This window comes from Streptomyces sp. NPDC014894, from assembly GCF_043080985.1.
Classification (GTDB): Bacteria; Actinomycetota; Actinomycetes; order Streptomycetales; family Streptomycetaceae; genus Streptomyces.
Genome location: NZ_JBIBWD010000004.1, coordinates 419,047 through 444,592, shown reverse-complemented (window position 1 = coordinate 444,592; position 25,546 = coordinate 419,047). Strand labels below are relative to the sequence as shown.

Below are 25,546 nucleotides of genomic sequence, written 5' to 3'. Positions count from 1 at the left end.
GCGTCGGCCGGGGTCAGGGCCTCGGATTGAGCCCCGGCAGGCCGGGCTCCCCGGGCTCGCCCGGTCCGCCCGTGGCGGGCGGCGAGGAGGACGAGGACGTGGTCGGTCCGGGCGAGGAGCTGGTGGCCGGCGGCGGGGCCGAGGTGGTCGGCGGCGCCGACGAGGTCGCCGGGGGCGGCGAGGAGCTGGTGGTGGGCTCGGGGTCGGGCGACTCCTCCGCCGTCTCGGACGGCGTCGGCGAGGGCGCCGGGGCGGAGGACTGCGAGGCCGTGGGGGACGGGCGGCTCTGCACCGGCTCCTTGACCTCCAGGTCGAAGGTCGCGTCGGCGTCGCCGCCGAGCGCGCCGGTGGTGTACGCCTTCCAGATCGCGGCCGGGATGGCGCCGCCGTTGGCGCGGCCCTCGTTGATGGTGTCGGTGAGGGTGACCTGGCCGGTGCCGTCGGACTTCTCGCCGAAGAGGGCGACGGCGGTGACCAGCTTGGGCGTGTAGCCGACGTACCAGGCGGACTTGTTGTTCTCCGAGGTGCCGGTCTTGCCCGCGGCCTGGTAGTCGCCCGCGGCGGCGACGCCCGAGCCCTCCTTCACGACGCCCTGCAGGGCGGAGGTCACCGTGTCCGCGGTGCCGCGGCTGATGGCCTGCTCGGAGGAGGGCTTCTTGAGGGACGCCTCGCGCACCTCGTGCTCGGCGGACTTCACGATGGTCGGCGTGACCTTCTTGCCGTGGTTGTCCAAGGTGGCGTACACCCCGGCCATGTCCCAGGTGGAGGCGTTCATCGTGCCGAGCGACATCGCGGGCTGGGGGGGCCAGCCGGCGCCGTCGCGCATGCCCATGTCGAGCGCGGTCTTCTTGGTCTCCGCGGGGCCGACGTCCACGATCATCTGCGCGTAGACCGAGTTCACCGAGTTGTTGGTGGCCTCCTGGACGGTGATCGGGCCGTGGTCCTTGTCGTTGATGTTCTCGGGCGCGAAGGCGATGTCGCTGCCCTCGACCGGACGCTTGCTTTCGCCGTCGTAGATGGTCTCCAGGCCGATCGGCAGCTCGTCCTGGGTCCGCGCCTCGTTCTCCAGCGCGGAGGCGAGCACCACGGGCTTGAAGGTCGACGCGGGCTGGTAGTCGCGGCGGGTGGCGTTGGAGAGCCAGTGCTCGGTGGCGCCGACGCCGCCGTAGAGGGCGAGGACCTCGCCGCTCTCCGGGTGGACGGAGGTCGCGCCGGCCTGCACGGTCGCGTGCTTCTTGTTGGCCTTGCGGTCGAGCTTCGCCTCCAGCTGACCCTCGACGGCCTTCTCCATCGCCTGCTGGCGCTTCTTGTCGATGTTGAGGGTGATCGTCCAGCCGCCGGCCTTGATCTCCTCGTCGCCGATGCCCTGGCTCTCCAGCTCGGCGTTGGCCGCCTCGACGAGATAGCCGACCTGGCCCTCCATGCCGGGGGCGGCCTGCGGGGGCTTGGGCTCGGGGAACTTCTGCGCGTCGCGCACCGAGTCCTCCAGCCAGCCCTCCTCGACCATGTTGTTCAGCGCGTAGGCCCAGCGCTCCTTGGCCATCGCCTTGCCCTTGTCGGTGGCGATGGCCCAGTCGTACTGGTTGGGGGCCTGGAGGAGGGCCGCGAGGTACGCGCCCTGGGCGAGGGTCAGCTTCTCGGCGTCGACGCGGTAGTACGCCTGGGCCGCGGCCTGGATGCCGTAGGCCCCGCGGCCGTAGTAGCTGGTGTTGATGTACCCGGCGAGGATCTCCTCCTTGCCCTTCTCCTCGTCGACCTTGAGGGAGATCACCAGTTCCTTGAGCTTGCGGGTGACCGTCTGGTCCTGGTTCAGGTAGTAGTTCTTGACGTACTGCTGGGTGATGGTCGAGCCGCCCTGCTTGCCCTGACCGGTGACGGTGTTGAGCAGACCGCGCGCGGTGCCCTTGAGGTCGACGCCGTGGTCCTTGAAGAAGGACTTGTTCTCGGCGGCGACGAAGGTGTACTGGACGTCCCTGGGTATCTTCTCCAGGCCGATGATCTCGCGGTTGCGCTCACCGGTGCGGGCGAGGATCGAGCCGTCCCGGTACTTGTAGACGTTGCTCTGCAGCTCGGCCTCGGCGTTGGCCTTGGGCACCGGGACCATCAGATAGACCACGTAGAACGCGCCCATGGCGAGCAGGCAGAGCCCGAGGAACGTGCCCAGGACCTTCTTCCAGGTGAAGAAGCGCCGTATCCCCCTGGGCTTGCCGGCCTTTCTGGCCGTCCGCGCCCCGCGCTCCCGCGCCCGTCGCGCCTCCGCTCGGCCCATCGCTCGTTCCGCTCCGCTCTTCGCTTCTTCGGTCTCGTCCACCGGTGCCGTGCCGCCGCCGTGGTGTCCCACATCCGTCCGGCGGGGCTCCGCCCCGCCCCCGCGCATAAGCAGCTCAGAAAACTAACACCGGCCGCGACGACAAAGTTCGACCGATCCGGACTTTCCCGACGTGACAATCAGCACCTCGTTCTCTGGAACCGACTCACGAGAGGTGCGCAAGGTTGCGAGATCCAATAATGTGTAATCACATTGCTAGCCGATCGCTAGCGGCCCGGCCGGCCCGACCGCGTCGGCAGGACCGGCCGGGCACGGACGGCGCGCGCACACCGCGCACGCACCACAGCAGGACCGCACCAGCACCGCGACACCACCGCGGAAGCACCAGCACAGCCGCAGAGAAACGGGGACCGGCATGTCCGCCACCACCACCACCGACGACGTACCCCAGATGCCCGCACCCCGGGTCAGAGAGTTCGCCGCCCACAGCATCGGCGGCGGGCTCGCCCTGCTGCTGGGCCTCGTCGGCCTCGCCGCCGGCATCGCCCTCGTCGTCGCCGGCGCGGCGACCGCCGCGGCCGGCGCGAAGATCGCCCTGATCGTCGGCGGCGTCGCCGTCGCCCTCGCCGCGTTCTTCGCGATGGGCGGACTGAACATGGTCGCCCCGGGCGAGGCCCGCGTCGTCCAGCTCTTCGGCCGCTACCGGGGCACCATCCGCACCGACGGACTGCGCTGGGTCAACCCGCTGACCTCGCGCGAGAAGATCTCCACCCGGGTGCGGAACCACGAGACCGCGATCCTCAAGGTGAACGACGCCTACGGCAACCCGATCGAGCTGGCCGCCGTCGTCGTGTGGAAGGTCGAGGACACCGCCCAGGCCCTCTTCGAGGTCGACGACTTCCTGGAGTTCGTCTCCACCCAGACCGAGGCCGCCGTCCGGCACATCGCCATCGAGTACCCGTACGACGCGCACGACGAGGACGGCCTCTCGCTCCGGGGCAACGCCGAGGAGATCACCGAGACGCTCGCGGTCGAGCTGCGCGCCCGGGTCGAGGCGGCCGGCGTCCACATCATCGAGTCCCGCTTCACCCACCTCGCGTACGCCCCCGAGATCGCCTCCGCGATGCTCCAGCGCCAGCAGGCCGGCGCGGTCGTCGCGGCCCGCCGGCTGATCGTCGACGGCGCGGTGGGCATGGTCGAGGAGGCGATCGACCGGATCACCGAACGCGACATCGTCGAGCTGGACACCGAGCGCAAGGCCGCCATGGTCTCCAATCTGATGGTCGTCCTCTGCGGCGACCGCTCGGCCCAGCCGGTCCTCAACACGGGCACGCTCTACCAGTGACCCCGCCCCCCGAGCGCAAACAGGTCCTGCTGCGGCTGGACCCGGTGGTGTACGAGGCGCTGGCGCGCTGGGCGTCGGACGAACTGCGCAGCGCGAACGCGCAGATCGAGTTCCTGCTGCGCAGGGCGCTGTCGGAGGCGGGCCGGCTGCCCGGGGGCGTGGCCCCGATCGCCCGGCGGGGCCGGCCTCCCAAACCTCCCGAGAAATGACCGGCGAGGACCCGCGGCCCGCGCGGCCACGGGTCCCGCAGCGGTCTGTGTCGGCGTGATACACACCCCGTACAGTGCTGACATGTCCATCGGTCACACCCTCCTCGCGCTCCTCGAGTCCGGTCCGCGCCACGGATACGACCTCAAGCGCGCCTTCGACGAGAAGTTCGGGCACGACCGGCCGCTCCACTACGGCCAGGTCTACTCGACGATGTCGCGGCTGCTGAAGAACGGCCTGGTCGAGGTGGACGGCGTCGAGGCCGGAGGCGGGCCCGAGCGCAAGCGGTACGCCATCACCGAGGCCGGCGTCACCGATGTCTCACGCTGGCTCGCCCAGCCCGAGACGCCGGAGCCGTACCTCCAGTCGACGCTCTACACCAAGGTCGTCCTCGCCCTGCTCACCGGACGCAGCGCCACCGATCTGCTGGATCTCCAGCGGACCGAGCATCTGCGGCTGATGCGGATCCTCACCGACCGCAAGCGCGGCGGCGACCTCGCCGACCAGCTCATCTGCGACCACGCCCTGTTCCATCTGGAGGCGGATCTGCGCTGGCTGGAGCTGACCTCGGCCCGGCTGTCCCGGCTGGCGACGGAGATCGGCGCGCCCGAGGCGGCCGGGCGGAAGCGGGCCGGCGCGTGATCCCCGAGGGTTCCCTCCTCGTCGCCGAGGACCTCCACAAGAGCTACGGCCGCACCACCGCCCTCGACGGGGCCGGATTCTCCATCCACCCCGGCGAGGTCGTCGCCGTGCTCGGCCCCTCCGGCTCCGGCAAGTCGACCCTGCTGCACTGCCTCGCCGGGATCGTCCCGCCCGACTCCGGGAGGCTGCGCTACGACGGGCGCGACCTCATCGCCATGACGGACGCGCACCGCAGCGCGCTGCGCCGGACCGAGTTCGGCTTCGTCTTCCAGTTCGGCCAGCTGGTGCCCGAGCTGACCTGCACGGAGAATGTGGCGCTGCCGCTGCGGCTGGCCGGCGCCCGGCGCCGGGACGCCGAGCGGACCGCGGTCCAGTGGCTGGAGCGGCTGGAGGTCGAGGACATCCGCGACCAGCGCCCCGGCGAGGTCTCCGGCGGTCAGGGCCAGCGGGTGGCGGTCGCCCGCGCGCTGGTCACCTCGCCGCGCGTGGTCTTCGCCGACGAGCCGACCGGGGCCCTGGACACCTACAGCGGCGAGCGGGTCATGCAGCTGCTGACGGAGGCCGCCAGATCCTCGAACGCCGCCGTGGTGCTGGTCACCCACGAGCCCCGGGTCGCCGCCTACTCCGACCGGGAGATCGTGGTGCGCGACGGACGGACCCGGGACGTGGACCACGCCGTATGACCGCGCGACCGGAGCTTGATGCCGTCGCGCCCCCGGTGTACGAGCACCTCGGCCCGGTCCGGTCCCGGCTGCGGGATCTCGGGCTCGGCGTCCGCTTCGCCGCGTTCGGCGGCCGTGAGGGCTGGATCCGCAACGCGCTGACCGCCACCGGCATCGGGCTCGGCGTCGCGCTGCTGCTCATCGCCGCCTCGCTGCCGCAGATCATGGACAACCGGGAGAGCCGGCTGAACGCCCGCGCCCCGAGCGGGCTGACGGCGAGCGGGCAGGTCCCCCGCTCCCCCTCGTCGGTGCTGTGGACGGACGCCACCACCGAGTACCGCGACAGCGTCATCGGCGGCCAGCTGCTGCGGCCGGAGGGCGACCGGCCCTCGCTGCCGCCCGGGGTGGACACCATGCCGGGCCCCGGCGAGATGCTGGTCTCCCCCGCCCTGGGCGAGCTGCTGCGCTCGTCCGACGGCCGGATGCTGGCCGAGCGGCTCGGCCACCGGATCATCGGCGCCATCGGCGAGAACGGGCTGCTCGACCCCGGGGAACTCGTCTTCTACGCCGGCAGCTCGACGCTGACGCCGGTGAACGGCGCCGGCCGAACCGACGGCTACGGCGGCAACGGACTGTGGGACTCGCCGGTCGACCCCACCCTCACCGCGCTCGCCACCCTCATCTCCGTGGTGCTGCTCGCTCCGGTGGCGGTCTTCATCGGCGCCAGCGTCCGGTTCTGCGGCGACCGGCGGGACAGCAGACTCGCGGCGCTGCGGCTGGTCGGCGCCGACGCGGCGACCACCCGCCGGATGGCCGTCGGAGAGGCGCTGTTCGGCTCCGCGCTGGGACTGGTCCTCGGGGGCGCGGTCTTCGCGGCGGCCCGGCCCTTCGCCGGCTCGTTCCGGATCTGGGGGCTGAGCGCCTATCCCTCGGACGTGGTCCCGGAGCCCGGGCCCGCGCTGCTGATCCTGCTGGCCGTGCCGGTGGTGTCGATCCTGGTGACGCTGATCGCGCTGCGCTCGGTGCTGATCGAGCCCCTGGGCGTCGTACGGAGATCGGCCACGCGCGGGCGGCGGCTGTGGTGGCGGCTGGTGCTGCCCGCGGCGGGAGTGGCGGTGCTGCTCGCGGGCGACCGCTTCACCGGCCAGGAGCCGCTGGACACGGTCCATCCGCTGCCGCTGGCGGGCGGCTCGATCCTGGTCCTGCTCGGGGTCACCGCGCTCTTCCCGTGGGTGGTCGACGCGGTGGTGTCCCGGCTGCGCGGCGGGCCGGTCTCCTGGCAGCTGGCCGTGCGCGGGCTCCAGCTGCGCGGCGGGACGGCCGGGCGGGCGGTGAGCGGGATCCTGGTCGCGGTGGCCGGGGCGATCACCCTCCAGATGGTCTTCGCGGGCATGCACGACGACCTCCGGGAGACCGCCGGGAACAGCGCGCAGTGGAGCCGGGTGGACGTCTCCGCCGAGCGTCCGAGCCGGGAGCTGGCCGTCCGGATGAGCCGCGACTTCGCCAAGACGCCGGGGGTGAGCGAGGCGTTCGCGCTGGTCAGCTCCACGCTGCGGGCCCCGGACCGGGGTGCGGCCGCGCCCGGCGATCCCTGGCCGTCGGTCCAGGTGACGATCGCCGACTGCCCGGTGCTGCGGAAGCTGGCCCGGATCGGCCGGTGCGCGGACGGCGACGCCTTCGTCGTCCACAACAGCTGGAGCCAGGAGGCCAACGACTGGTCCGACCGGGCCGCTCCCAAGGGCGGCCGGCTGCTGCTGCCCGGCGACGGGCGCGGCGCGCGCGGCTGGACGCTGCCCGCCGACGCGCCCACCGTGACGGCGCGCTCGTCGGGGGCCGCGGGCTCGGAGTACGACGGGATCTACGCGACGCCCGGCTCGCTCGATCCGGCACGGCTCTCCGAGGGCGCGACGACGGCGCTGATCACGGCGGACGACAAGGTCCCCGACGCGCAGGACCGCATACGCGACACGGCCTCCCGGATCGATCGCTCGCTGCGGGTCTGGTCGCTCCGGATGCCCGAGCGGGACCAGATGTACCGCAGCATCCACGTCGGGCTGCTGGCGGGCACGACGGCGACGATGACGCTGATCGCGCTCTCGATGCTGGTCTCCCAGGTCGAGCAGTTGCGGGAGCGCCGGCGGCTGCTGCCGGTGCTGATGGCGTTCGGCGCCCGGCGCTCCACGCTGGCCCGGTCGCTGCTGTGGCAGACCGCGCTGCCGGTGACGCTGGGGATGGCGGTGGCGGTGGCCAGCGGCCTGCTGCTCGGCTCGGTGATGCTGGGGCTGATCGGGAAGCCGGTACGGGACTGGTGGCTGTTCCTGCCCGTGGCGGGGACGGGGATCGGGGTGATTCTGCTGGTGACGGTGTTGAGCCTGCCGGCGCTGTGGCGGCTGATGCGGCCGGAGGGGCTGCGGACGGAGTAGCGGGGGCGTACCGGCCGGGACGGTACGGCTGTGGCGGCCGGGCCCGTGGAGGCGTACCGCCCGGGCCGGTACGTCCGTACCGGCCGGCTGGTCGGTACGGGGGCCGGCCGGTCAGTCCGTGACGCGGACCGGCAGGGTGCGCAGACAGGTCCGCAGCGCGTCGGCGAACTCCTCGAACTCGCCCTGACGGGCGGTGCCGGTGCGCATGGCCAGCGCGATCCGGCGGGCGGGTGCGGGGTCGGCGAAGTGCGCGGTGGTCAGCCCGCCCCGGCCGGTCTCGACGCCGACGGCGGTGCGCGGCAGCAGGGTCACGCCCAGTCCGCCCGCGACCAGCTGGACCAGGGTGGAGAGTCCGGCGGCGGTGGTGGTGACGGGGGTGTCGTCGCCCCGCCCGGCCTCGCGGCAGATGTCGAGGGCCTGGTCGCGCAGGCAGTGCCCCTCGTCGAGGAGGAGCAGCGGGAGTTCGCGCAGGGCCTCGCGGGGCAGGTCCGCACGGCCGCCGAGCCAGTGGTCCTCCGGGGTGACCAGGACGAAGTCCTCGTCGAAGAGGGGCAGTTCGGTGACGCCGGGCACGCCGAGGGGGACGGCGAGCAGCAGCAGGTCCAGCCGGCCGCCGGTCAGTCCGTCCAGGAGCGAGGAGGTCTGCTCCTCGTGGACCTGGAGGTCGAGGTCCGGGTAGGCGCCGCGGACCAGCCGCAGCACCTGGGGGAGCAGATAGGGCGCGACGGTGGGGATCACGCCGAGCCGCAGTACGCCGGTGAAGGGCGCGCGGACGGCCTCGGCCTCCTCCATCAGCGCGCCGACGGCGTCGAGGACGGCCTTGGCGCGGGCGGCGAGGCGTTCGCCGGCCGGGGAGAGGAGCACTTTGCGGGTGGTGCGCTCCAGGAGCTGGACGCCGAGGACCTCCTCCAGCGCGGAGACGGCTCCGGAGAGCGCGGGCTGGCTCATGCCGATGGCCGCCGCGGCGTCCCGGAAGTGCAGGTGCTCGGCGGCGGCGGCGAAGGCGCGCAGCTGGGCGATGCTGGGCTGTTTGGCCCGGGCGACCCCGCTCATTGATAACCTCCTCCGATCGTGACGGCCGATTCTAATCGCTTGGGCCCGGTGGAAATAATCGGCTCCCACGGAAGGGCCGGGGGCGCTCCCGGCCGGGTCGAGGGGATGCGAGGGCGGTATGGACGGCCTTGGGGATGTGCGGCGCGGGGGCGGGGAGCCGCCCGCGGAGGCGATCCGGTCGGGCGGCGAGGAGGTGTTCGCGGAGCTGTCCGAGCGGTACCGGCACGAGCTGCGGGTGCATCTGTACCGGATGCTGGGGTCCTTCACGGAGGCGGAGGACCTGGTGCAGGAGACCCTGCTCAGGGCCTGGCGCAAGCGGGCGGACTTCGCGGGGCGGTCGACGTTCCGCGCCTGGCTGTACGGGATCGCGACCCGGGTCGCCCTGGACGCGCCGGCGAGTCCGGCGCGGCGGCGGGAGCCGGCGGCGGCGATGGACGCCTCGGGCGGTCCGGCCGAGTCGGCGACGGCGGAGGTGACCTGGCTGGAGCCCTTCCCGGACGGGCTGCTGGACGCGGCGGCCCCGGCGGACGGCGGGCCGGAGGCGGTGGCGATCGCCCGGGAGACGATCGAGCTGGCGTTTCTCGCGGCGATCCAGCATCTGCCGCCCCGGCAGCGGGCGGTGCTGATTCTGCGGGACGTGGTCGGCCGGCCGGCCCAGGAGACGGCCGAGACCCTGGAGATGTCGGTGGCGTCGGTGAAGAGCGCGCTCCAGCGGGCCCGGGCGACGCTGCGGGAGCGGCTCCCCGCGCGGCGGGCGGAGTGGCGGGCGGCGACCGCGCCGAGCGAGTCGGAGCGGGCGCTGCTGGCGCGGTATGTCGCCGCTTCGCGGTCGGCGGATCTGGCGGCGCTGGGCGCGCTGCTGCGGGAGGACGCGCGGCAGACGATGCCCCCGGCCCGTCTGGTCTTCGAGGGGCGTGCGGCGATCCTGGACATGTGGCGTCCGGTGCTGGAGGGCGAGAGCGCGTGGGGCGAGTGGCGCTCGGCCGGGCTGAGCCTCAATCGCCAGCCGGCGGCGGCGCATCGGGTGCGCCGGCCGGGTTCGCGGGTGTTCACGCCGGTGAACATCGATGTGCTGCGGATCGAGGACGGTCTGATCGTGGAGATCACCACGTTCGGCCCGGAGCTGCTGCCGCGGCTCGCCCCGGATCTGGCGATGTGACGCGGGCCACAGAGTCGTACCGATTCCTTTCTCCGGGCGCTCCCGTCATATGAGCGACGACGCGCTGACGCGTCGACGCCAGGAGAAAGAGGGCTCCCCATGTCGAATTCCACCGCCGCCCCGCGCCCGGACGAGCAGCTCCGCCGGCTCGACCGGCTGATCGGAACCTGGCGGGTGACCGGGGGCGCGGAGGGCACGGTCGTCTACCGCTGGGCGGAGGGCGGTTTCTTCCTCGTCCAGGACGTCGAGCTGGAGCAGCACGGCGAGCGGGTGGCCGGCTTCGAGGTGATCGGCCGCGAGAACCCCTTCGGCGCCGAGGAGCCGGGCGCGGACATCAGGTCCCGCTTCTACGACAACCAGGGCCACACCTTCGACTACGTCTACGAGTCCGAGGGCGAGAGTCTCACCATCTGGGGCGGCGAGAAGGGCTCCCCGGCCTTCTACCGCGGCGTTTTCAGCCCGGACGGGGACACTCTCTCGGGCGCGTGGACCTATCCGGGGGGCGGCGGCTACGCGTCGGAGATGACCCGGATCGGGTAGTTCCGGGGCCCGGCGGGAGCGGCGGGCATTGATCGGAGGGGCTGATCGCAGTGAGCCGATTGATCGATTTCACCCGTGATCGTGGATGTGACATGGTGCGTTTGTCCAAACCCTCACGCACCCTGGAGTAACACCGTGCTGACTGTCGGCGACCAGTTCCCCACCTTCGAGCTCACCGCCTGCGTCTCCCTGGAGAACGGCAGCGAGTTCGAGGTCATCAACCACAAGTCCTACGAGGGCAAGTGGAAGGTCGTCTTCGCGTGGCCGAAGGACTTCACCTTCGTCTGCCCGACCGAGATCGCCGCCTTCGGAAAGCTGAACGACGAGTTCGCCGACCGCGACGCGCAGATCCTCGGCTTCTCCGGTGACTCCGAGTTCGTCCACCACGCCTGGCGCAAGGACCACGCCGACCTGCGTGACCTGCCCTTCCCGATGCTGGCCGACTCCAAGCACGAGCTGATGCGCGACCTGGGCATCGAGGGCGCCGACGGCTTCGCCCAGCGCGCCGTCTTCATCGTGGACCCGAACAACGAGATCCAGTTCACCATGGTGACCGCCGGCTCCGTGGGCCGGAACCCCAAGGAGGTCCTGCGGGTGCTGGACGCGCTCCAGACCGACGAGCTGTGCCCGTGCAACTGGACCAAGGGCGAGACCACCCTTGACCCGGTCGCGCTCCTGGCCGGTGAGTGACCCATGTCGCTCGACGCTCTCAAGTCCGCGCTGCCGGAGTACGCCAAGGACCTGAAGCTCAATCTGGGCTCGGTCATCGGCAACAACGACAAGCTCTCGCAGCAGCAGCTGTGGGGCACCGTCCTCGCCACCGCCATCGCCTCGCGCAGCCCCATCGCGCTGCGTGAGCTGGAGCCCGAGGCGAAGGCCAACCTCACCCCGGAGGCGTACACCGCCGCCAAGGCGGCCGCCGCCGTCATGGCGATGAACAACGTCTTCTACCGGACCCGGCATCTGCTGTCCGACCCGGAGTACGGCACGCTGCGCGCGGGTCTGCGGATGAACGTCATCGGCAACCCGGGCGTGGAGAAGGTCGACTTCGAGCTGTGGTCGCTCGCCGTCTCCGCCGTCAACGGCTGCGGCCAGTGCCTCGACTCGCACGAGCAGGTGCTCCGCAAGGCCGGGATCGAGCGGGACGTGATCCAGGAGTCCTTCAAGATCGCCGCCGTGGTCCAGGCCGTGGGCGCGACCCTCGACGCCGAGGCCGCGCTCGCGCAGTAGCGGCACGGCACGGCATCACCGTGGGCAGGAAGGGCCCCGCCGCGACAGCGCGGCGGGGCCCTTCGCCCGTTTCACCGGCCGCCGCTCTGGAGCTGCTCCATCAGCGCCCGCATATCGTCCTGCATGATCGCTTCCAGTCTCGCGACATCCGCCGGGCGCACCGGCCCGTCCTCGCTCCGGGGCGAGTGGATGTGCATGCTCAGCGTCGCCTGTCCGTCGAGCACATACAGGGCCGGCACGTCATTGTGGACGTTCTTCACCCAGTAGGCGCGCTCGCCGAGCCCCTGGATCCGGACCAGCTTGTGGTGCTCGCTCTCGTTCAGCTCCTCGGCGGCCACGGACGCGTCGAACTGCGGCTCCGGATCGGTCCGCCGGTGCAGGGTGTAGGTCAGCTGGACGCTGCCGGTCGGCTCCTCCTCGGCGGCGGGCTTCCCGAAGGCGGGGAAGCTGAACCAGCAGTGCGCCTTGTCCATCGCCGGGTCCTTCCGCCCCGTCTGCTCCGCCCCGCTCCGCTCCCCGTACAGGCCGGTCAGCTCCGGCATCGCCGCGTCCGCGCAGAGATTGTCGCTGGCCCGATAGCCGTTGAGGTCCGGTTCGCGCGAGGTGTACGCGTAGAGTCCGCCCGCCCAGAGCGCCGACGCCGCCACGGCTCCGCCGAGCGCCCACGCCCAGGACCGGGCCGGCGCGCGGCGGCGGCCGGCGGGCTCCTCCGGATCCGTCCCGGCGGCGGGGCCGCCGGGAGCGACGGGCCGGGACACCGGCTGCCCGTCCTCGCCGATCAGCTCGATGTCGGAGATCATTCCTGCGCCCCGGCGCTCGGGGCGGGCTCGGCCTCGGCGGCGGGCGCCGCCTTCTCCGGCGGCCGGGCGGCGGCGCGCAGCGCCTGTTCCCTGCTGTACGCCCGCAGATAGCCGACGACCGTGTTGGTGACCGCGACCAGCGGCACCGCGACCACCGCGCCGCCGATTCCGGCGGTCACGCCGCCGACCGCGACGGAGAGGACGACGGCGAGGGGGTGCACCCGTACCGCGCGGCCCAGGATGAACGGCTGGAGCACATGGCCCTCGATCTGCTGCACGGCGAGCACCACGACCAGGACCATCAGCGCGGTGAACACGCCCTGGGTGACCAGGGCGACGACGACCGCGAGCGCGCCCGACATGACCGCGCCCACCAGCGGGATGAAGGCGAAGAGGAAGATGAAGACGGCGAGCGGCACGGCCATCGGCACGTCCAGGACGTAGATCCCGAGGCCGATGAAGATGGCGTCGATCAGGGCGACGAGCACCGTGCCCCGCACATAGGCGGTCAGGGTGCGCCAGGCGCGCGGCCCCGCTCCGGCCACTCCGGCGCGCGCCTGCGCCGGGACCAGTTTGAGGGTCCACTGCCAGATGCGCTTCCCGTCGTACAGCAGGAAGAGCGTGGAGAACATCGCCAGCAGTATCCCGGTGAGGACCTCCACCATCACGGAGACGCCCTGGAGCCCGGCGGAGGTGATCTCCTCGGTGTTGGTGCCGATGGTGTCGCTGAGGTTCTGCGCGATGTCGTTGATCTGGCTCTCGGTGACATGGAAGGGGCTGTCGAGGACCCAGCGCTTCAGCTCCTCGATGCCGTCCCTGACCCGGGCGGAGAGATTGTCCAGGTTGTCCATCACCTGCCAGACGACGAACCAGCCGACCAGGCCCATGATGACGAAGCCGGAGACCGCGGTGACGGCGGTGGCGAGCCCCCGGGGCAGCCCGACGCGCCTGAGCCGTGCCACGGTGGGCTGGAGCAGTGCGGTGATCAGCAGCGCGGAGGCGAAGGCCAGGACCACCAGCTGTACGGCGCTGATGACGCGCATGAGCACCCAGAGGGTGCCCGCGAGCACCAGCAGCCGCCAGCCGGCCTCGGCCGCGACCCGCATGCCCCAGGGGATGACGGCGACCGGCTCCGGCCGGGCGGGCACGGCGGGGGCGTACGCGGGAGGCGCGGGGACGCTCTGGGGCGCGGCGGGGTCGCCGTCGGCGGTCATCGCCGGCGTGTCCGGATCCTCGTCGCGGGCCTCGCGGCGTTCGTCCAGACGTTCCGAGATCCGGGTGACCCCGGCCCCGAGATCCGCGAGCCACCCCGGCAGTTTCGACATGCTGCTTCCTCTTCCCCCATACCCGCCCGTGAGTCTCAAGTCCCTCGGGAGAAAAGACGGTACACGCAACGGCGGAGCCCCCCGCCGGTGAATCGGCGGGGGGCTCCGTACGCGCTGGGCGAAGGCTCTAGTACCAGCGGTTGGCCTGCCAGAACGACCACGCGCCGCAGGGGCTGTCGTAGCGCTCGTTCATGTAGTTGAGGCCCCACTTGATCTGGGTGGCCGGGTTGGTCCGCCAGTCGGCTCCGGCTTCCGCCATCTTGGAGCCGGGGTACGCCTGGACCAGTCCGTAGGCGCCCGAGGACGGGTTCACCGCCTTGTAGTTCCAGGTGGACTCGTGCTGCACGATGTTGCTGAAGCACTGGAACTGTCCGGCGGGGATGATCGACCGGGCGATCGCCTGGACCTCGGCGACCGTGTACGAGCCCTTGGCGGGGGAGCTTGCGGTGCTGACGGATTCGCGGGCCGTGTCACGGCTGGCGCGCTCCTCCTTCTCCCGCTCCTTCTTCTCCTGCTCCGCCTTCTCCTTCTTCTCGGCGGCCTCCTTGGCCAGGCGCTCCTGCTCGGCCTTCGCGTCGGCGGCTTCCTTCTTCGCCTTCGCGGTCTTGGCGGCCTCGAAGCGGGCGTCCTCCTCGGCGGCCTTCTTGGCGGCCGCGTCGGCGGCGGCGGCCTGGGCGTCGGCCTGCTCCGTCAAGGAGGCGACCTGCACCTGGGCCTGCTGACCCATGGGTATGTCGGCGAGGAGGGTCGCGTCGGCCGCGGTCGTCTCCAGGTTGTCGCTCGCGGGCTGGGTGTTGCCCGAGGCGACGCCGACGACGGCTCCGACGGTGGTGACCGCGGTGGCTGACGCCACGGCGAATCCCCGGACCGAGATCCGGCTCACACGGTTTCCTTCCAGCATCGCCCGCACAGGTGACCCCGCGGACGAATCGTGCCCCTGGCACGGGCCTCCCACTGCGTTGGGTCACAGGAGGCGCTGGCCCGCGGTCAACTCCCCTGCGGGAGCGGCCGATACAGCTGACGGGCGGCACACGACGGCAGGTTTTGAGTTGTCCGGTGCGATGGGCACCGAGGGGTGGTGCTGTTGTGTCGTATGCGGGGGCCTGACGGAAGCAAGACTCTGCCGGAACCGGCCACCGCAAGGCAATTCTTCGTTACGTGGGAAAGCTCACACCCGTTTGGCCGAAGAAGTTCGGTGGAAAAGACGGCACAACACAGCGCCGCCCCACTACGCTTCTGCGTTTCGCGGGGCGGCGCCGTCGGTTCTCGTCGTATTAAATCTGACCGTCCTCCAGCATTTCGGTCACCAGTGCGGCGATCTGCGAGCGCTCCGAACGAGTGAGCGTCACATGGGCGAAGAGCGGATGCCCCTTCAACTTCTCCACCACGGCCACGACTCCGTCGTACCGCCCCACGCGCAGATTGTCCCGCTGTGCCACGTCATGGGTGAGAACGACCCGGGAGTTGGCCCCGACCCGGGAGAGCACGGTCAGCAGGACGTTCCGCTCCAGCGACTGGGCCTCGTCGACGATGACGAACGCGTCGTGGAGCGAGCGGCCGCGGATATGGGTGAGCGGGAGGACTTCGAGCATCCCCCGGCCGAGCACCTCCTCGATCACCTCGCGGCCCGCGACGGCGGAGAGGGTGTCGAAGACCGCCTGCGCCCAGGGGCTCATCTTCTCGGCCTCGGTGCCGGGCAGATATCCCAGCTCCTGCCCGCCCACCGCGTACAGCGGCCGGAAGACCATCACCTTCTGATGCTGCTGCCGCTCCAGCACGGCCTCCAGGCCCGCGCAGAGCGCGAGCGCGGACTTGCCGGTGCCGGCCCGGCCGCCCAGCGAGACGATCCCGACGTCCGGATCGAGCAGCAGATCGAGCGCGATGCGCTGCTCGGCGCTGCGGCCGTGGATCCCGAAGGCCTCCCGGTCGCCGCGGACCAGCCGGACGCCGCCCTCGGCGGTGACCCGTCCCAGCGCCTTGCCGCGCTCGGACTGGAGGACGAGCCCGGTGTGGACGGGGAGCCCGTCCGCCTCGGGGGCGTACACCCGCTCCTCGCTGTACAGCTGGTCCACCTCGTCGGCGGAGAGCGACAGCTCGGCCATGCCGGTCCAGCCGGAGTCGGTGATCGCCAGCTCCGCCCGGTACTCCTCGGCCAGCAGGCCGACGGACGACGCCTTGATGCGCAGCGGCAGGTCCTTGGAGACGACGGTGACGTCGTACCCCTCGGCCTGGAGATTCCGCGCCACGGCCAGGATCCGTGAGTCGTTGTCGCCCAGCCTGAATCCGGCCGGGAGGAGGGCCGGATCGGAGTGATTGAGCTCGACGCGGAGGGTGCCGCCGAGGTCGCCCAGCGGAATGGGAGCGTCCAGACGTCCGTGCCGGACACGGAAGTCGTCCAGCAGGCGCAGGGCCTGCCGGGCGAAGTAACCCAGTTCCGGATGCTGCCTCTTGGCCTCCAGCTCCGTGATGACCACGATCGGGAGCACGACTTCGTGTTCCTCGAAGCGGGTCGGGGCGTTCGGATCGGCCAGCAGGACGCTGGTGTCGAGAACGTAAGTGCGCCTGTCGGGCAGTCGGCGCTTTGAGCTGTTCACCACGGAAGGACGTACCCCCTCGGATGAGGTCGGCGGTGCGACGCCGTCGCGGGCCAGATGGTCTCCCCGCCGCGACACGGCAGGGGACCTCCCCGCCGGAGGCGGGGGAGGAGCCGGGCTTCAGGCCACGATGCGTGGGCCGAGCGCCGGCCCTCCGCGTGGTCCGCACAGGGGGTGCGTTCCTTCGTGTGCAAAGGGCCTCCCGGGTGAGTGGTCACCGCCACTCACTGAGATACGACGTTCGTGGATCGGACGTCGACCTGGAAGGGATATTCCCTCGAACACGCGCCGCCATGCCAGAGCATGGGGCCACAGCTGGATGAACAACGGGTGATCGGTGGTGACGCGGCCCTGTTCAGCTGCCGTAACGGCGGTGCCGGGCCGCGTAATCACGCAGCGCGCGCAGGAAGTCCACCTTGCGGAAGGCGGGCCAGAAGACCTCGCAGAAGTAGTACTCCGAGTGGGCGCTCTGCCAGAGCATGAAGCCGGACAGCCGCTGCTCGCCGCTGGTGCGGATGACGAGATCGGGGTCGGGCTGGCCCCGGGTGTAGAGGTGCTCCGAGATGTGCTCGACGTCGACGATCTCGGCCAGCTCCTCGAAGCTGGTTCCCTTGTCGGCGTGTTCCAGCAGCAGGGAGCGGACCGCGTCCGCGATCTCCTGGCGGCCTCCGTAGCCGACGGCGACGTTGATGAGTATGCCCGTGTGGTCGAGAGTGGCCTGCTCGGCCTCCTTCAGCACGGCCTGGGTGCGGGCGGGCAGCAGATCCATGGTGCCCACGTGGTGGACCCGCCAGCGGCCGTCGGCGGCCAGCGCGCGGACCGCGTCCTCGATGATGCCGAGGAGGGGCACCAGCTCCTTCTCGGGGCGGTCCAGATTGTCGGTGGAGAGCATCCAGAGCGTGACCACCTCGACATCGGACTCGGCGCACCAGCCCAGCAGCTCCTGGATCTTGCTCGCGCCGGCCTTGTGACCCGCCTCGGGGGAGCTGCCGGCCGCCTTGGCCCACCGGCGGTTGCCGTCGAGGATGACTCCGATGTGCTTGGGCACCTGGGTATGGTCCAGTCGGCCTTCCACCCGGCGTGCGTAGAGCCTGTACACCAGGTCACGCAGGTTCACGGAGTCCACCTCTCGGTTCTTTCGGGCTCGCCCGCCCGGAATCCGGGGACCGTGGCGGGGGCTCGTGGAGTCATTGGCGGGGTCCGCTCCCGGGCGGCGCGCCACCGGCGCCGGCGCCCGGGCAGCCCGGCGTCGGGCAGCCCGGCCGGAGACAGGCGGCGATCCCCCGCGCCGTGCGGCTTCCCCTGAAGCCGCCACACTACTGCGGACCGGCCACGGCGGCCCAACCCGGTCTGTCACAAGTCCGTGATAAGGAGGGATGTGTGACTGATTCCTCCGTGTATCTCGCTTCCGCCGACCGCTACGACTCGATGGAGTACCGCCGTACCGGCCGCTCGGGGCTGCGCCTCCCGGCGATCTCGCTCGGCCTGTGGCACAACTTCGGCGACGACCGCACCCTCGGCTCCCAGCGGGCGATCCTGCGCCGCGCCTTCGATCTCGGGGTCACCCACTTCGATCTGGCGAACAACTACGGCCCGCCGCCCGGCTCGGCCGAGCTGAACTTCGGCAAGCTCTTCGCCCAGGACTTCGCCCCCTACCGCGATGAGCTGATCATCTCGACCAAGGCCGGCTATCTGATGCACCCGGGGCCCTACGGTGAGTGGGGATCCCGGAAGTATCTGCTGTCGTCGCTGGACGCCTCGCTGCGGCGGATGGGCCTCGACTATGTGGACATCTTCTACTCGCACCGCTTCGACCCGCACACTCCGCTGGAGGAGACGATGGGGGCGCTGGCCACCGCCGTGCGGCAGGGCAAGGCGCTGTACGCGGGTGTGTCGTCGTACAGCTCCGAGCAGACCGCCGAGGCCGCGCGGCTGCTGCGGGAGATGGGGGTGCCGGCCCTGATCCACCAGCCCTCGTACTCGATGATCAACCGGTGGACCGAGGACGACGGGCTGCTGGACACGCTGGAGACGGCGGGCATGGGGTGCATCGCCTATGTGCCGCTGGCCCAGGGACTGCTCACCGGCAAGTATCTGCGGGGCATCCCGGAGGGCTCGCGGGCCACCCAGGGCAAGTCGCTGGATCCGGGTCTGCTCTCCCCGGACGTGGTCCGGCGGCTGAACGGGCTGAACGACATCGCCGAGCGGCGCGGGCAGTCGCTGGCGCAGCTGGCGCTGAGCTGGGTGCTGCGGGATCCGAGGATGACCTCGGCGCTGATCGGCGCGTCGAGCGTGCGCCAGCTGGAGGAGAACGTGGCCGCGCTGGCGGGGGCTCCGCTGGACGCGGAGGAGCTGGCGGAGATCGATGTCTTCGCGGTGGACACGGAGGGGACGAACATCTGGGCCCGCCGGGGCTGAGCCGGGGCGGGCGGGCCGGGGGCCGGCGGCGCACGCGCCCCCGCACGCGCCCCGGGGCCTGCGGGCTGTGGGTCCGGTGGGCCGTGCCCGGTGGGTCTCGTGTCCCGGGTGCCCCAGGCGTCCCGGGAAAGAAAAACGGGCCGGTCCGTGGGGGGGGATACGGACCGGCCCGAGGGGGGGTTTCCACCATAACGCTTCACCGGCGCTACCGCGCGCCACCCGGAAACAGGTGCGTGTCGCGGGGGACGCGAATGGCCGGAGACAGACGCCCGGAGCCCGTGGCACAAGGGATTCCGGGGCGGGCGTGTCGCCGGAGCCGTACCTCCGAAGGGGGAACGCGGTCCGGGGCGCCGGGTTGACGGCTCGGCCGCCGGGGCCGGGGCCGCGCGGCTCAGGCCGCGGTCTCCTTCGTCTTGCGGTCGATGATCTCCTGCATGAAGGTCGCGCCCCAGAGCCCGAGCGGCTTCAGCGCGGTGTTCAGCGCCTCCCCCAGCCCGGTCAGCGAGTACTCGACCCTCGGCGGGACCTCCCGGTAGACCTCGCGGTGCACCACCCCGTCGGCCTCCAGCTCGCGCAGCTGCTGGATCAGCATCTTCTCGCTGACGCCCGGGACCGCGCGCCTCAGCTCGCCGAAGCGGAGCGTGCCCGAGTCGTCCAGCGCCCAGAGAATGAGCGGCTTCCACTTGCCGCCGACGACGTCCACCGCCGCGTCGAGACCACAGTGATAGGACGGCTTGATCTTGGCCACGGCAACTCCTCCGGAAGCGTCAGCACTTACCTTTTCGCCAGTACACCATCTTTGATCGGCGTCCGGTGGGAAAAGGGCCCCGGGCCCCGGGCGTACGGGCCCGGCGCGGACCGCACCGTACGCCCGTCCCGCTCCCCCGGCCGCCCGGCCGGATCGCGCCGCAGCAGGGTGACGCCGTCGCGCCGGGCGACGAGCCGATAGCCGTACGAGCGCTCGGCGGCGGCGAGTTCGGCGGCCTGCTGGCCGGGCGGATAGGGCCAGTGGCCCGTACGGTACGGCCAGGCCTCCGGGGCCCGGCTGTCGTGGATGATCCACTCGGCGGTGGGGCGCGGCAGCTTGCCCCGGTCGTAGCTGTAGAGCCGGGCGTCGACCGGGAACGCGGGGAAGAGGACGACCTCGCAGCGCGACGTCAGCTGGGGGACGAGCCGGTTGGAGGCGGCGACGGACGCGCCGTCCGGGATCCTCGCGAGCAGCGCGCGGGCCGCCTCGATGTGCGCGGTGGTGCGCCAGGTGGCGCGCTGGGCCAGCTGGGCGAGGGGGAAGGACGGCAGCAGGACGAGCGTCACCGCCACCACCGTGACCAGGGTGGCCCGGACCTGGCGCGCGCCGAGCGGATGGCCGCCCGAGCGCCACGGCCGCAGCGCGTCGACGAGCCCGGCGAACACCAGGGGCATCAGGACCGCGCTGTAGTGGAAGGAGGTGCCCCAGTGGAAGCCGTTCTGGGACAGCATCCGCCACAGCAGGGTGGGCACGGCGAGCAGCGCCAGCGGTGAGCGCAGGGCGAGCAGCGCGGAGGGCGCAAAGACCAGGATCAGGGTCATGGCCTTGATGTCCGGGCGCAGGGCGTCCAGCGGGGCGAAGGCGATCGTGGTGAGGAGGGAGGCGTGGCCGCTCTCGCCGAGGTTCTCGCCGTGCGCGTAGCCGCCGGCCGGATTGACGGCGGGCAGCAGCAGTCTGATCTCGACGGCCGAGGCGAGCAGCCCGGCCCCGGCGGTGAGCGCGCCGAGGCGGCGCGGGCCCTTCCAGGCGATGACGCAGCCGAGGGCGGCGAGGGTGAGCCCGAGGTCCTCCTTGACGAGGACGAGCGGCGCGGCCCAGGCGACCGCCGCGCGCCAGCGGCGCTGTCCGAGCGCGACGGCGGCGCAGGAGAGCAGGGGCACGGCGAGGGCGACCTCGTGGAAGTCGAAGGCGGCGGCGGAGGCGATGCCCCAGCTGAGTCCGTATCCGAGGGCGACGGCGTGCGCGCTGCGGCGGCCGAGCGCGCTCCGGGCCCAGGAGGCGAGCGGGACGACGGCGACGGCGAGCAGCGCGGACTGGGCGGTGAGCAGACAGAGCGGGGAGGGCCAGAGGCGGTAGAGGGGGGCGAGGACGGCGAGCGCCGGGTGGAAGTGGTCGCCGAGGAGGTTGAAGTCCTCGCCGCGCAAGGGGACCACGGGGGGCCGCAGTCGGGCGTAGGCGCGGACGGCCTGCTCGAAGATGCCGAGGTCGTAGCCGGTGGTGCGGAGCAGGGCGTGGCGGCGTACGGCGACGGTGGCGTAGAGCGCGAAGAGGACCGCCGCCCAGCTCCAGGGGAGCAGGGCGGCGGGGAAGCGGGCAGCGGGGCGCGATCCGGGCTCCGGTGACGGTGACGCGGGTGCGGGGGCGGGGATCAGGGCGCGCAGCACCCCACGCCGAGCAACCGGCTTGTCAGAAAATGTCCGCATACACCCGGACTCTAGATGGGGTTGAGTGGCCGGTACACCTCAGCCGAGGGTGTGTCCCGGGGGCACGGGGACCCTCGCCGGGCGGTCAGACGGCGGCCGGGAGGGCTCCCCCGAGCACCCCGGCGAACGCGCCCGCGATCATGAACGGGCCGAACGGGATCGCGGTCCCGCGGCCCGCCCGGCCGAGGATCATCAGCCCCGCTCCGTACACCGAACCGAACAGGAAACCGGCGAAGGCCCCGGCGAACAGCACGCCCCAGCCGTACCAGCCGAGCACCGTGCCGAGCGAGAGGGCGAGCTTCACGTCGCCGAAGCCCATGCCGTCCGGATGGATCAGGAAGAGGGCGAAGTAGACCGCGCCGAGGGTCAGACCGCCGAGGAGCGCCCCGGCCCAGGACCCCGCCGCCCCGGGCAGCAGCGAGACCGGGCCCAGCAGGACGGCCGCGGCGGCGGCCAGCGGCAGGGTGAGCCGGTCGGGGAGCCGGTGGACGCCCCGGTCGACCAGCGCCAGCAGCACGGCGAACGGCGTGAGCAGCAGCCATACGACGAGTTCGGGCCGCTCCCCGGTGGCCGCCGCGAGCCCGGCGCAGACCAGCGCGGTCACCGGCGGGACGCCTCCCGCGCCGATGCCCGCGCCCTTCGGCGCCCGCCCGCCGGGCTCCGCGGCCGCGCCGGCGGCTGGCGTCGCGGCCCGGCGCGGCACCACGGCCCGGCAGGAGCGGCAGCGCGCGCCGCCGAGCCAGCCGCGCGCCGGCCCGGTGAACGGATGCCCCTCCGGACAGCTGTCCCGCCACTCCTCCTCCGGCTCGACCGAGAGCCGGTACGCGGCACGGGGGATCAGCAGTCCGGTGCCCGCGCCCCACAGGGCGGCGACGGCGATCAGCGTGGCGTACACGGCCATGAGGGTAGGGGGCGGCCGGCCGGCGGTCATGGGCCCGGGGGCCCAGCGGGCGCGCGCTCCGGGGCCCAGCCGCCCGGCGGCGGGTGCGGCCGGGCGCTACCGTCTACGGCCATGGGCCGAGGAGAGCGATGGCGGGACGGTACAGGGGCGTTGTGGGTCGAAGGGCGGGCGGAGCCGGTGCCCCTGGAGATAGCGGCGAGCTACGCCCGGCGGCAGCGGGGGCTGCTGGGGCGCGACGGGGTGACGGGGGCGCTGCTGCTGACGCCGTGCGGCGGGGTGCACACCTTCCGGATGCGCTTCGCCATCGACGTGGCCTATCTCGACCGGGAGTTGCGGGTGCTGGACGTCCACACCCTGCGACCGGGCCGTCTCGGCAGACCCCGGCTCCGGGCCCGGCACGTGCTGGAGGCCGAGGGCGGGGCGATGGCGGACTGGGGGGTACGGCGGGGGGCGCGGGTGAGGGTGGGGAGTGCGGGCGGGGGCTGAACGGACCTGGGCCGAGCGGGTCGGCGGGCCGGGTGGGCCGGTGGCCGGGTGGGCCGGTGGCCGGGTGGGCCGGTGGCCGGGTGGGCCGGGTGGGCCGGGTGGTGAGCGAACCCGGGGCCCGGGGGCCAGGGGGCGGGTCCGGCCGGGGCCGGGCAGGCCGGGGCCCGGGGGCCGGCCGCGCGGCGTCCGGTCAGTGGGCGCGGGAGGGGGCGCCCGAGGCGTGCCGGCCGCGGGGGCGGGCGAGCCGGGCGGACGCGGTCCAGCCCAGCAGGACGAGCAGCAGGGCCGAGCCCAGACCGATCCCGGTGAAGCCGACGGCGGTCATCAGCGCCTCCCGGGTGTCGTCGTCGTCGACCCGCCCCTCCTGCGCCGCCTCGCGGTCGTCCTCGGTGATGCCGAAGCCCGCCGCGACCGGGTCGCTCCGGTAGTCCGGCGCCCGCTGGGGCTCGCCCGCGACGCCGATCCGCAGGGTCACCGGCAGGGCGCGCGCCACCTTGCGGTCGAGGGTGACCCGGACGTAGTACATGCCGGAGAAGCGCATCCCGCTGATGTCGTCGTCGTCCGAGAGCCGGTTGGCGAAGGCGGCCGGGGCCGTGTCGAGGGAGACCCCGGCGGGTCTGCCCCGATAGGGCTCGGCGGTGTCCGCCACGAAGCCGCGCGCGGTGTTGAACACCGTGGCCCTGATCCCGCCGTCCACAGCCGTCGCCGTCCCCGCCGAGGTGCCGCCGAACTCCGCGTCGAGCGTGAGCCGTCGGCCCCAGTCCACGGGCACCTTGTAGAACCGGCTGTCGCCGGGCCGGAGCGTGTCCTTCCACACCCCGTGCCCGACCGGGTGGGCGTCATTGAACCCGGACCCGCCGGTGACCGCCCTCGGCGTGCCGCGCACCCGTTCCGGGGCCGGGGTGCGCGCGCCCGAGGCGGCCGGCGCGACGGGCTCGGGCGTCCCGGCCCTGAGGCCCGGCTCGCTCATGTACTTCAGCTCGACCGTCCAGCCCTTGGCCGCGGAGCCGAGGGCGTCGCCGATCCACTCGACGGTGTAGAGGTACTCCCCCGCCTCCTGGCACTCCCGGCCCTGCCCGATGCGCCGGGTCGCGTAGTCGGCCGCGGGCAGCGGGGTGACGCCGCCGAAGGTGATGTCGTTGCGGACGCTGCACGCGGCACCGTCGGCCGACTTCAGGGAGACCCGTATGCCGTCGGCGGCCTGGACCCTGCTGCCGGGCGGCGGGGCGAGCACGGCGGACACATAGGCGTTGGAGGTGGCGTCGAGCGCGACCCGGTAGTACTTCCGCTCGCCCGCCGAGACGGTGTCCACATAGGTCCCCGGCCCCAGCAGGGGCGCGCCCGCGCCCGCCGTCGCGCTGCCGCGCACCGCCCGCGCGTCGGGATCCGTGCGGTACGCGGAGAGCCAGTTCACCGCGGTGGCCCCGGCGGGCAGCGGGGCCTGGACGAGACCGCAGGCGGCCCCGAGGACGATCGCCGTCCGCAGGGCCCTGCCGCCCGGCGCCGGCCGCCCGGCCGCCGACCCGGTGACCGTCGCCCTCCTGCCCCGCCTCATCCGCGCGCTCCTCAGCCCACTCGTTCGACAGCCGGCCCGCAGCGTACTGCGGGCCGGCGGTGTCACGTGCGACCGGCGTCACATTTACCGGCAGTGCACCTTTTCTGACTGACTTTTCGTCAACTTCCGCCGCCGGTCGGGAAGGAGACCTCCACCCGGCGGTTCTTGCGCCGGCCCTCCTCGGTGGCGTTGTCGGCGATCGGATAGTCCTCGCTGTAGCCGCGGACCGTGTAGGAGACGGCGGGGTCGTTCAGCTTGTCGGCGAGGACCCCGTGGACGGCGTCGGCGCGTTTACGGGAGAGCTTGCGGCCGTGCTCGTACGTGCCGAGGTCGTCGGTGAAGCCGAAGACCCGGATCTTCCGCCCCCGGTGCTTCTCGATCTCCGCGGCGATCGCCGCGATCCGCCCGGCGGCCTGCGGGGTCAGCTCCGCGCTGTCCTTGCCGAACAGCACCTCGGCCTGGAGCGCGAACTTCAGTGACACCGTGGTCTCCTCGCGGCGCTCCTCGCCGCCCTCGGTCTCGACGATGGAGACGATGTCCAGCACCCGCGCCCGGTCGAGGGTGGCCCCGTCCCGCATCCGCAGCCCGGGGTTGTCGCCGTCGATCGCCGGAGGCTCGGAGAGCGGCTGGGCGCCCGGCGGAGCGGTCGGATCCTCGTCGGCCGAGGCGGCGGCGGGGACGGCTCTTGAGGCGGCCGAGGCGGCGGCGGGGACGGCTCCCGGGGCGGCGGGGGCGGCCGAAGCGGAGGGCGAGTCGAGCTGGAATCCGGTGAACAGCAGGACCAGGGCGACGGAGACCGCCGCCGGCCGCCGCACCTGTGCGCGCGGGACTCCCCGCGCGGTCTCGGCGCCCATCAGCCCAGCTCGATCGAGGCGCTGGGCATGAGCGGGATCTGCACATCGACCGAGTCCGTGCCCTCGGGCGGGGCGGGGAACTGGGCGAAGAAGTCGACGGTCTCCCCCGCGGCGAAGGCGCTCAGCCCGGTGGTGGTGAGCGGATAGCCGTCGGTGTCGCGGAGGACGTAGTAGCGCTTCTTGCCGGCCTTGTCGACCAGCGTCATACCGCCGAGCGAGGGGCCGGTCTGCTTGACCTGCTTCTCCTGCCCGTTCCACTGCACGGGCGGCGACTTCAGCTTGCCGCTGGTGTTCTCGATCGTGCCGGAGAGGGTGAGGAAGCCGCCCGCGTCCCGGGCCGCGCCGCGCACGGTGAACTGGAATCCATTGCTGCCCTTGATGGTGGCCAGCGTCTCGACGGTGTCCGGTGTGGCGGAGCCGCCCTCGCCGCCGTCCCCGTTCTGCTCGGGCTCCGAGCTTTCGGCCGGGGTGGACACGGCGGCGGTGTTCTTCCTGTCCGAGTCGTCGCCACCGTCGCCGCACGCCGTCAGGGAGAGCGACAGCGCCGCCGCCGCCAGGGCAGCTGTCACCGCTCTGTGGGCTTTCGCTCCGTGCCGAATACTCATCAGTGCTGTTCCTTTGCGTTCGGTGGC

24 protein-coding genes are annotated in these 25,546 nt (G+C 72.6%); 11 read left to right on the top strand and 13 right to left on the bottom strand.

Annotated elements, in window-relative coordinates; translation table 11 throughout:
• Positions 1–13 precede the first annotated feature (13 nt).
• The gene (locus tag ACF089_RS12860) at positions 14–2,269 is read right to left on the bottom strand and encodes a transglycosylase domain-containing protein (protein ID WP_392025448.1); all 2,256 of its coding nucleotides are present in this window, start codon (positions 2,267–2,269) and stop codon (positions 14–16) included.
• A gap of 415 nt (positions 2,270–2,684) precedes the next feature.
• Here ACF089_RS12860 and ACF089_RS12855 point away from each other — a divergent pair, with 415 nt between their 5' ends.
• The 5 genes from ACF089_RS12855 (at position 2,685) to ACF089_RS12835 (ending at position 7,548) form a co-directional block, all read left to right on the top strand.
• Entirely contained in the window at positions 2,685–3,614 is a 930-nt protein-coding gene (locus ACF089_RS12855; RefSeq protein ID WP_392025447.1) for an SPFH domain-containing protein, read from the top strand.
• Positions 3,560–3,823, top strand: coding sequence for a hypothetical protein (locus tag ACF089_RS12850; protein WP_392025731.1), 264 nt, complete (start codon positions 3,560–3,562; stop codon positions 3,821–3,823). Before ACF089_RS12855 ends, ACF089_RS12850 begins: the two co-directional genes overlap by 55 nt.
• 82 nt (positions 3,824–3,905) lie before the next feature.
• Positions 3,906–4,463: a PadR family transcriptional regulator gene (locus ACF089_RS12845; protein WP_392025445.1), complete on the top strand. Its 558-nt coding sequence runs from the start codon at positions 3,906–3,908 to the stop codon at positions 4,461–4,463.
• Positions 4,460–5,146: an ABC transporter ATP-binding protein gene (locus ACF089_RS12840; protein ID WP_392025443.1), complete on the top strand. Its 687-nt coding sequence runs from the start codon at positions 4,460–4,462 to the stop codon at positions 5,144–5,146. Before ACF089_RS12845 ends, ACF089_RS12840 begins: the two co-directional genes overlap by 4 nt.
• Complete coding sequence (locus ACF089_RS12835; protein WP_392025441.1) at positions 5,143–7,548, top strand: FtsX-like permease family protein; 2,406 nt, start codon at positions 5,143–5,145, stop codon at positions 7,546–7,548. The genes ACF089_RS12840 and ACF089_RS12835 overlap by 4 nt, the downstream gene beginning before the upstream one ends.
• A gap of 111 nt (positions 7,549–7,659) precedes the next feature.
• Here the strand turns inward: ACF089_RS12835 and ACF089_RS12830 are convergent, their stop codons facing one another.
• Positions 7,660–8,601, bottom strand: a complete 942-nt coding sequence (locus ACF089_RS12830) for a LysR substrate-binding domain-containing protein (protein WP_392025439.1) — start codon at positions 8,599–8,601, stop codon at positions 7,660–7,662.
• A 118-nt stretch (positions 8,602–8,719) separates the two neighbouring features.
• On the opposite strand from ACF089_RS12830, the gene ACF089_RS12825 reads away from it, so the two are divergent.
• The 4 genes from ACF089_RS12825 (at position 8,720) to ACF089_RS12810 (ending at position 11,530) form a co-directional block, all read left to right on the top strand.
• Positions 8,720–9,760 (top strand): RNA polymerase subunit sigma-70, encoded by a 1,041-nt coding sequence (locus ACF089_RS12825; protein ID WP_392025437.1) that lies wholly within the window; start codon positions 8,720–8,722, stop codon positions 9,758–9,760.
• 99 nt (positions 9,761–9,859) lie between these two features.
• A complete protein-coding gene (locus tag ACF089_RS12820; RefSeq protein WP_392025436.1) occupies positions 9,860–10,300 on the top strand; it encodes a hypothetical protein in 441 nt (146 codons plus the stop codon).
• A gap of 135 nt (positions 10,301–10,435) precedes the next feature.
• Positions 10,436–10,990: a peroxiredoxin gene (locus ACF089_RS12815; RefSeq protein WP_392025434.1), complete on the top strand. Its 555-nt coding sequence runs from the start codon at positions 10,436–10,438 to the stop codon at positions 10,988–10,990.
• Between the two features lie 3 nt (positions 10,991–10,993).
• On the top strand, positions 10,994–11,530 hold the full coding sequence (locus tag ACF089_RS12810) for an alkyl hydroperoxide reductase (protein WP_392025432.1): 537 nt from the start codon (positions 10,994–10,996) through the stop codon (positions 11,528–11,530).
• A gap of 71 nt (positions 11,531–11,601) precedes the next feature.
• Here the strand turns inward: ACF089_RS12810 and ACF089_RS12805 are convergent, their stop codons facing one another.
• The 5 genes from ACF089_RS12805 to ACF089_RS12785 all read right to left on the bottom strand — a co-directional run bounded on the left by ACF089_RS12805 (position 11,602) and on the right by ACF089_RS12785 (position 17,366).
• Positions 11,602–12,330: a hypothetical protein gene (locus tag ACF089_RS12805; protein WP_392025430.1), complete on the bottom strand. Its 729-nt coding sequence runs from the start codon at positions 12,328–12,330 to the stop codon at positions 11,602–11,604.
• A complete protein-coding gene (locus ACF089_RS12800) occupies positions 12,327–13,655 on the bottom strand; it encodes an AI-2E family transporter (protein ID WP_392025428.1) in 1,329 nt (442 codons plus the stop codon). Before ACF089_RS12800 ends, ACF089_RS12805 begins: the two co-directional genes overlap by 4 nt.
• A gap of 127 nt (positions 13,656–13,782) precedes the next feature.
• On the bottom strand, positions 13,783–14,538 hold the full coding sequence (locus ACF089_RS12795; RefSeq protein ID WP_392025426.1) for a transglycosylase SLT domain-containing protein: 756 nt from the start codon (positions 14,536–14,538) through the stop codon (positions 13,783–13,785).
• Between the two features lie 391 nt (positions 14,539–14,929).
• A complete protein-coding gene (locus ACF089_RS12790; protein ID WP_392025425.1) occupies positions 14,930–16,252 on the bottom strand; it encodes a PhoH family protein in 1,323 nt (440 codons plus the stop codon).
• Positions 16,253–16,604: 352 nt separating this feature from the next.
• The gene (locus ACF089_RS12785; RefSeq protein ID WP_392025424.1) at positions 16,605–17,366 is read right to left on the bottom strand and encodes an isoprenyl transferase; all 762 of its coding nucleotides are present in this window, start codon (positions 17,364–17,366) and stop codon (positions 16,605–16,607) included.
• 263 nt (positions 17,367–17,629) lie between these two features.
• On the opposite strand from ACF089_RS12785, the gene mgrA reads away from it, so the two are divergent.
• Positions 17,630–18,667: an L-glyceraldehyde 3-phosphate reductase gene (mgrA, locus tag ACF089_RS12780; RefSeq protein ID WP_392025422.1), complete on the top strand. Its 1,038-nt coding sequence runs from the start codon at positions 17,630–17,632 to the stop codon at positions 18,665–18,667.
• A gap of 391 nt (positions 18,668–19,058) precedes the next feature.
• On the opposite strand, the gene ACF089_RS12775 is transcribed toward mgrA, so the two are convergent.
• From ACF089_RS12775 to ACF089_RS12765, 3 genes are all read right to left on the bottom strand, one after another.
• On the bottom strand, positions 19,059–19,415 hold the full coding sequence (locus tag ACF089_RS12775) for a winged helix-turn-helix transcriptional regulator (protein WP_392025421.1): 357 nt from the start codon (positions 19,413–19,415) through the stop codon (positions 19,059–19,061).
• Positions 19,416–19,441: 26 nt separating this feature from the next.
• A complete protein-coding gene (locus ACF089_RS12770; protein ID WP_392025419.1) occupies positions 19,442–21,118 on the bottom strand; it encodes a DUF2079 domain-containing protein in 1,677 nt (558 codons plus the stop codon).
• Positions 21,119–21,203: 85 nt separating this feature from the next.
• The gene (locus ACF089_RS12765) at positions 21,204–22,013 is read right to left on the bottom strand and encodes a prepilin peptidase (protein ID WP_392025418.1); all 810 of its coding nucleotides are present in this window, start codon (positions 22,011–22,013) and stop codon (positions 21,204–21,206) included.
• A gap of 117 nt (positions 22,014–22,130) precedes the next feature.
• On the opposite strand from ACF089_RS12765, the gene ACF089_RS12760 reads away from it, so the two are divergent.
• Complete coding sequence (locus tag ACF089_RS12760) at positions 22,131–22,505, top strand: DUF192 domain-containing protein (protein WP_392025416.1); 375 nt, start codon at positions 22,131–22,133, stop codon at positions 22,503–22,505.
• 190 nt (positions 22,506–22,695) lie between these two features.
• On the opposite strand, the gene ACF089_RS12755 is transcribed toward ACF089_RS12760, so the two are convergent.
• The 3 genes from ACF089_RS12755 to ACF089_RS12745 form a co-directional block, all read right to left on the bottom strand.
• Positions 22,696–24,060, bottom strand: coding sequence for a hypothetical protein (locus tag ACF089_RS12755; RefSeq protein ID WP_392025415.1), 1,365 nt, complete (start codon positions 24,058–24,060; stop codon positions 22,696–22,698).
• 119 nt (positions 24,061–24,179) lie between these two features.
• Positions 24,180–24,914: an OmpA family protein gene (locus ACF089_RS12750; RefSeq protein WP_392025414.1), complete on the bottom strand. Its 735-nt coding sequence runs from the start codon at positions 24,912–24,914 to the stop codon at positions 24,180–24,182.
• Complete coding sequence (locus ACF089_RS12745) at positions 24,914–25,519, bottom strand: hypothetical protein (RefSeq protein ID WP_392025413.1); 606 nt, start codon at positions 25,517–25,519, stop codon at positions 24,914–24,916. Before ACF089_RS12745 ends, ACF089_RS12750 begins: the two co-directional genes overlap by 1 nt.
• Positions 25,520–25,546 lie beyond the last annotated feature (27 nt).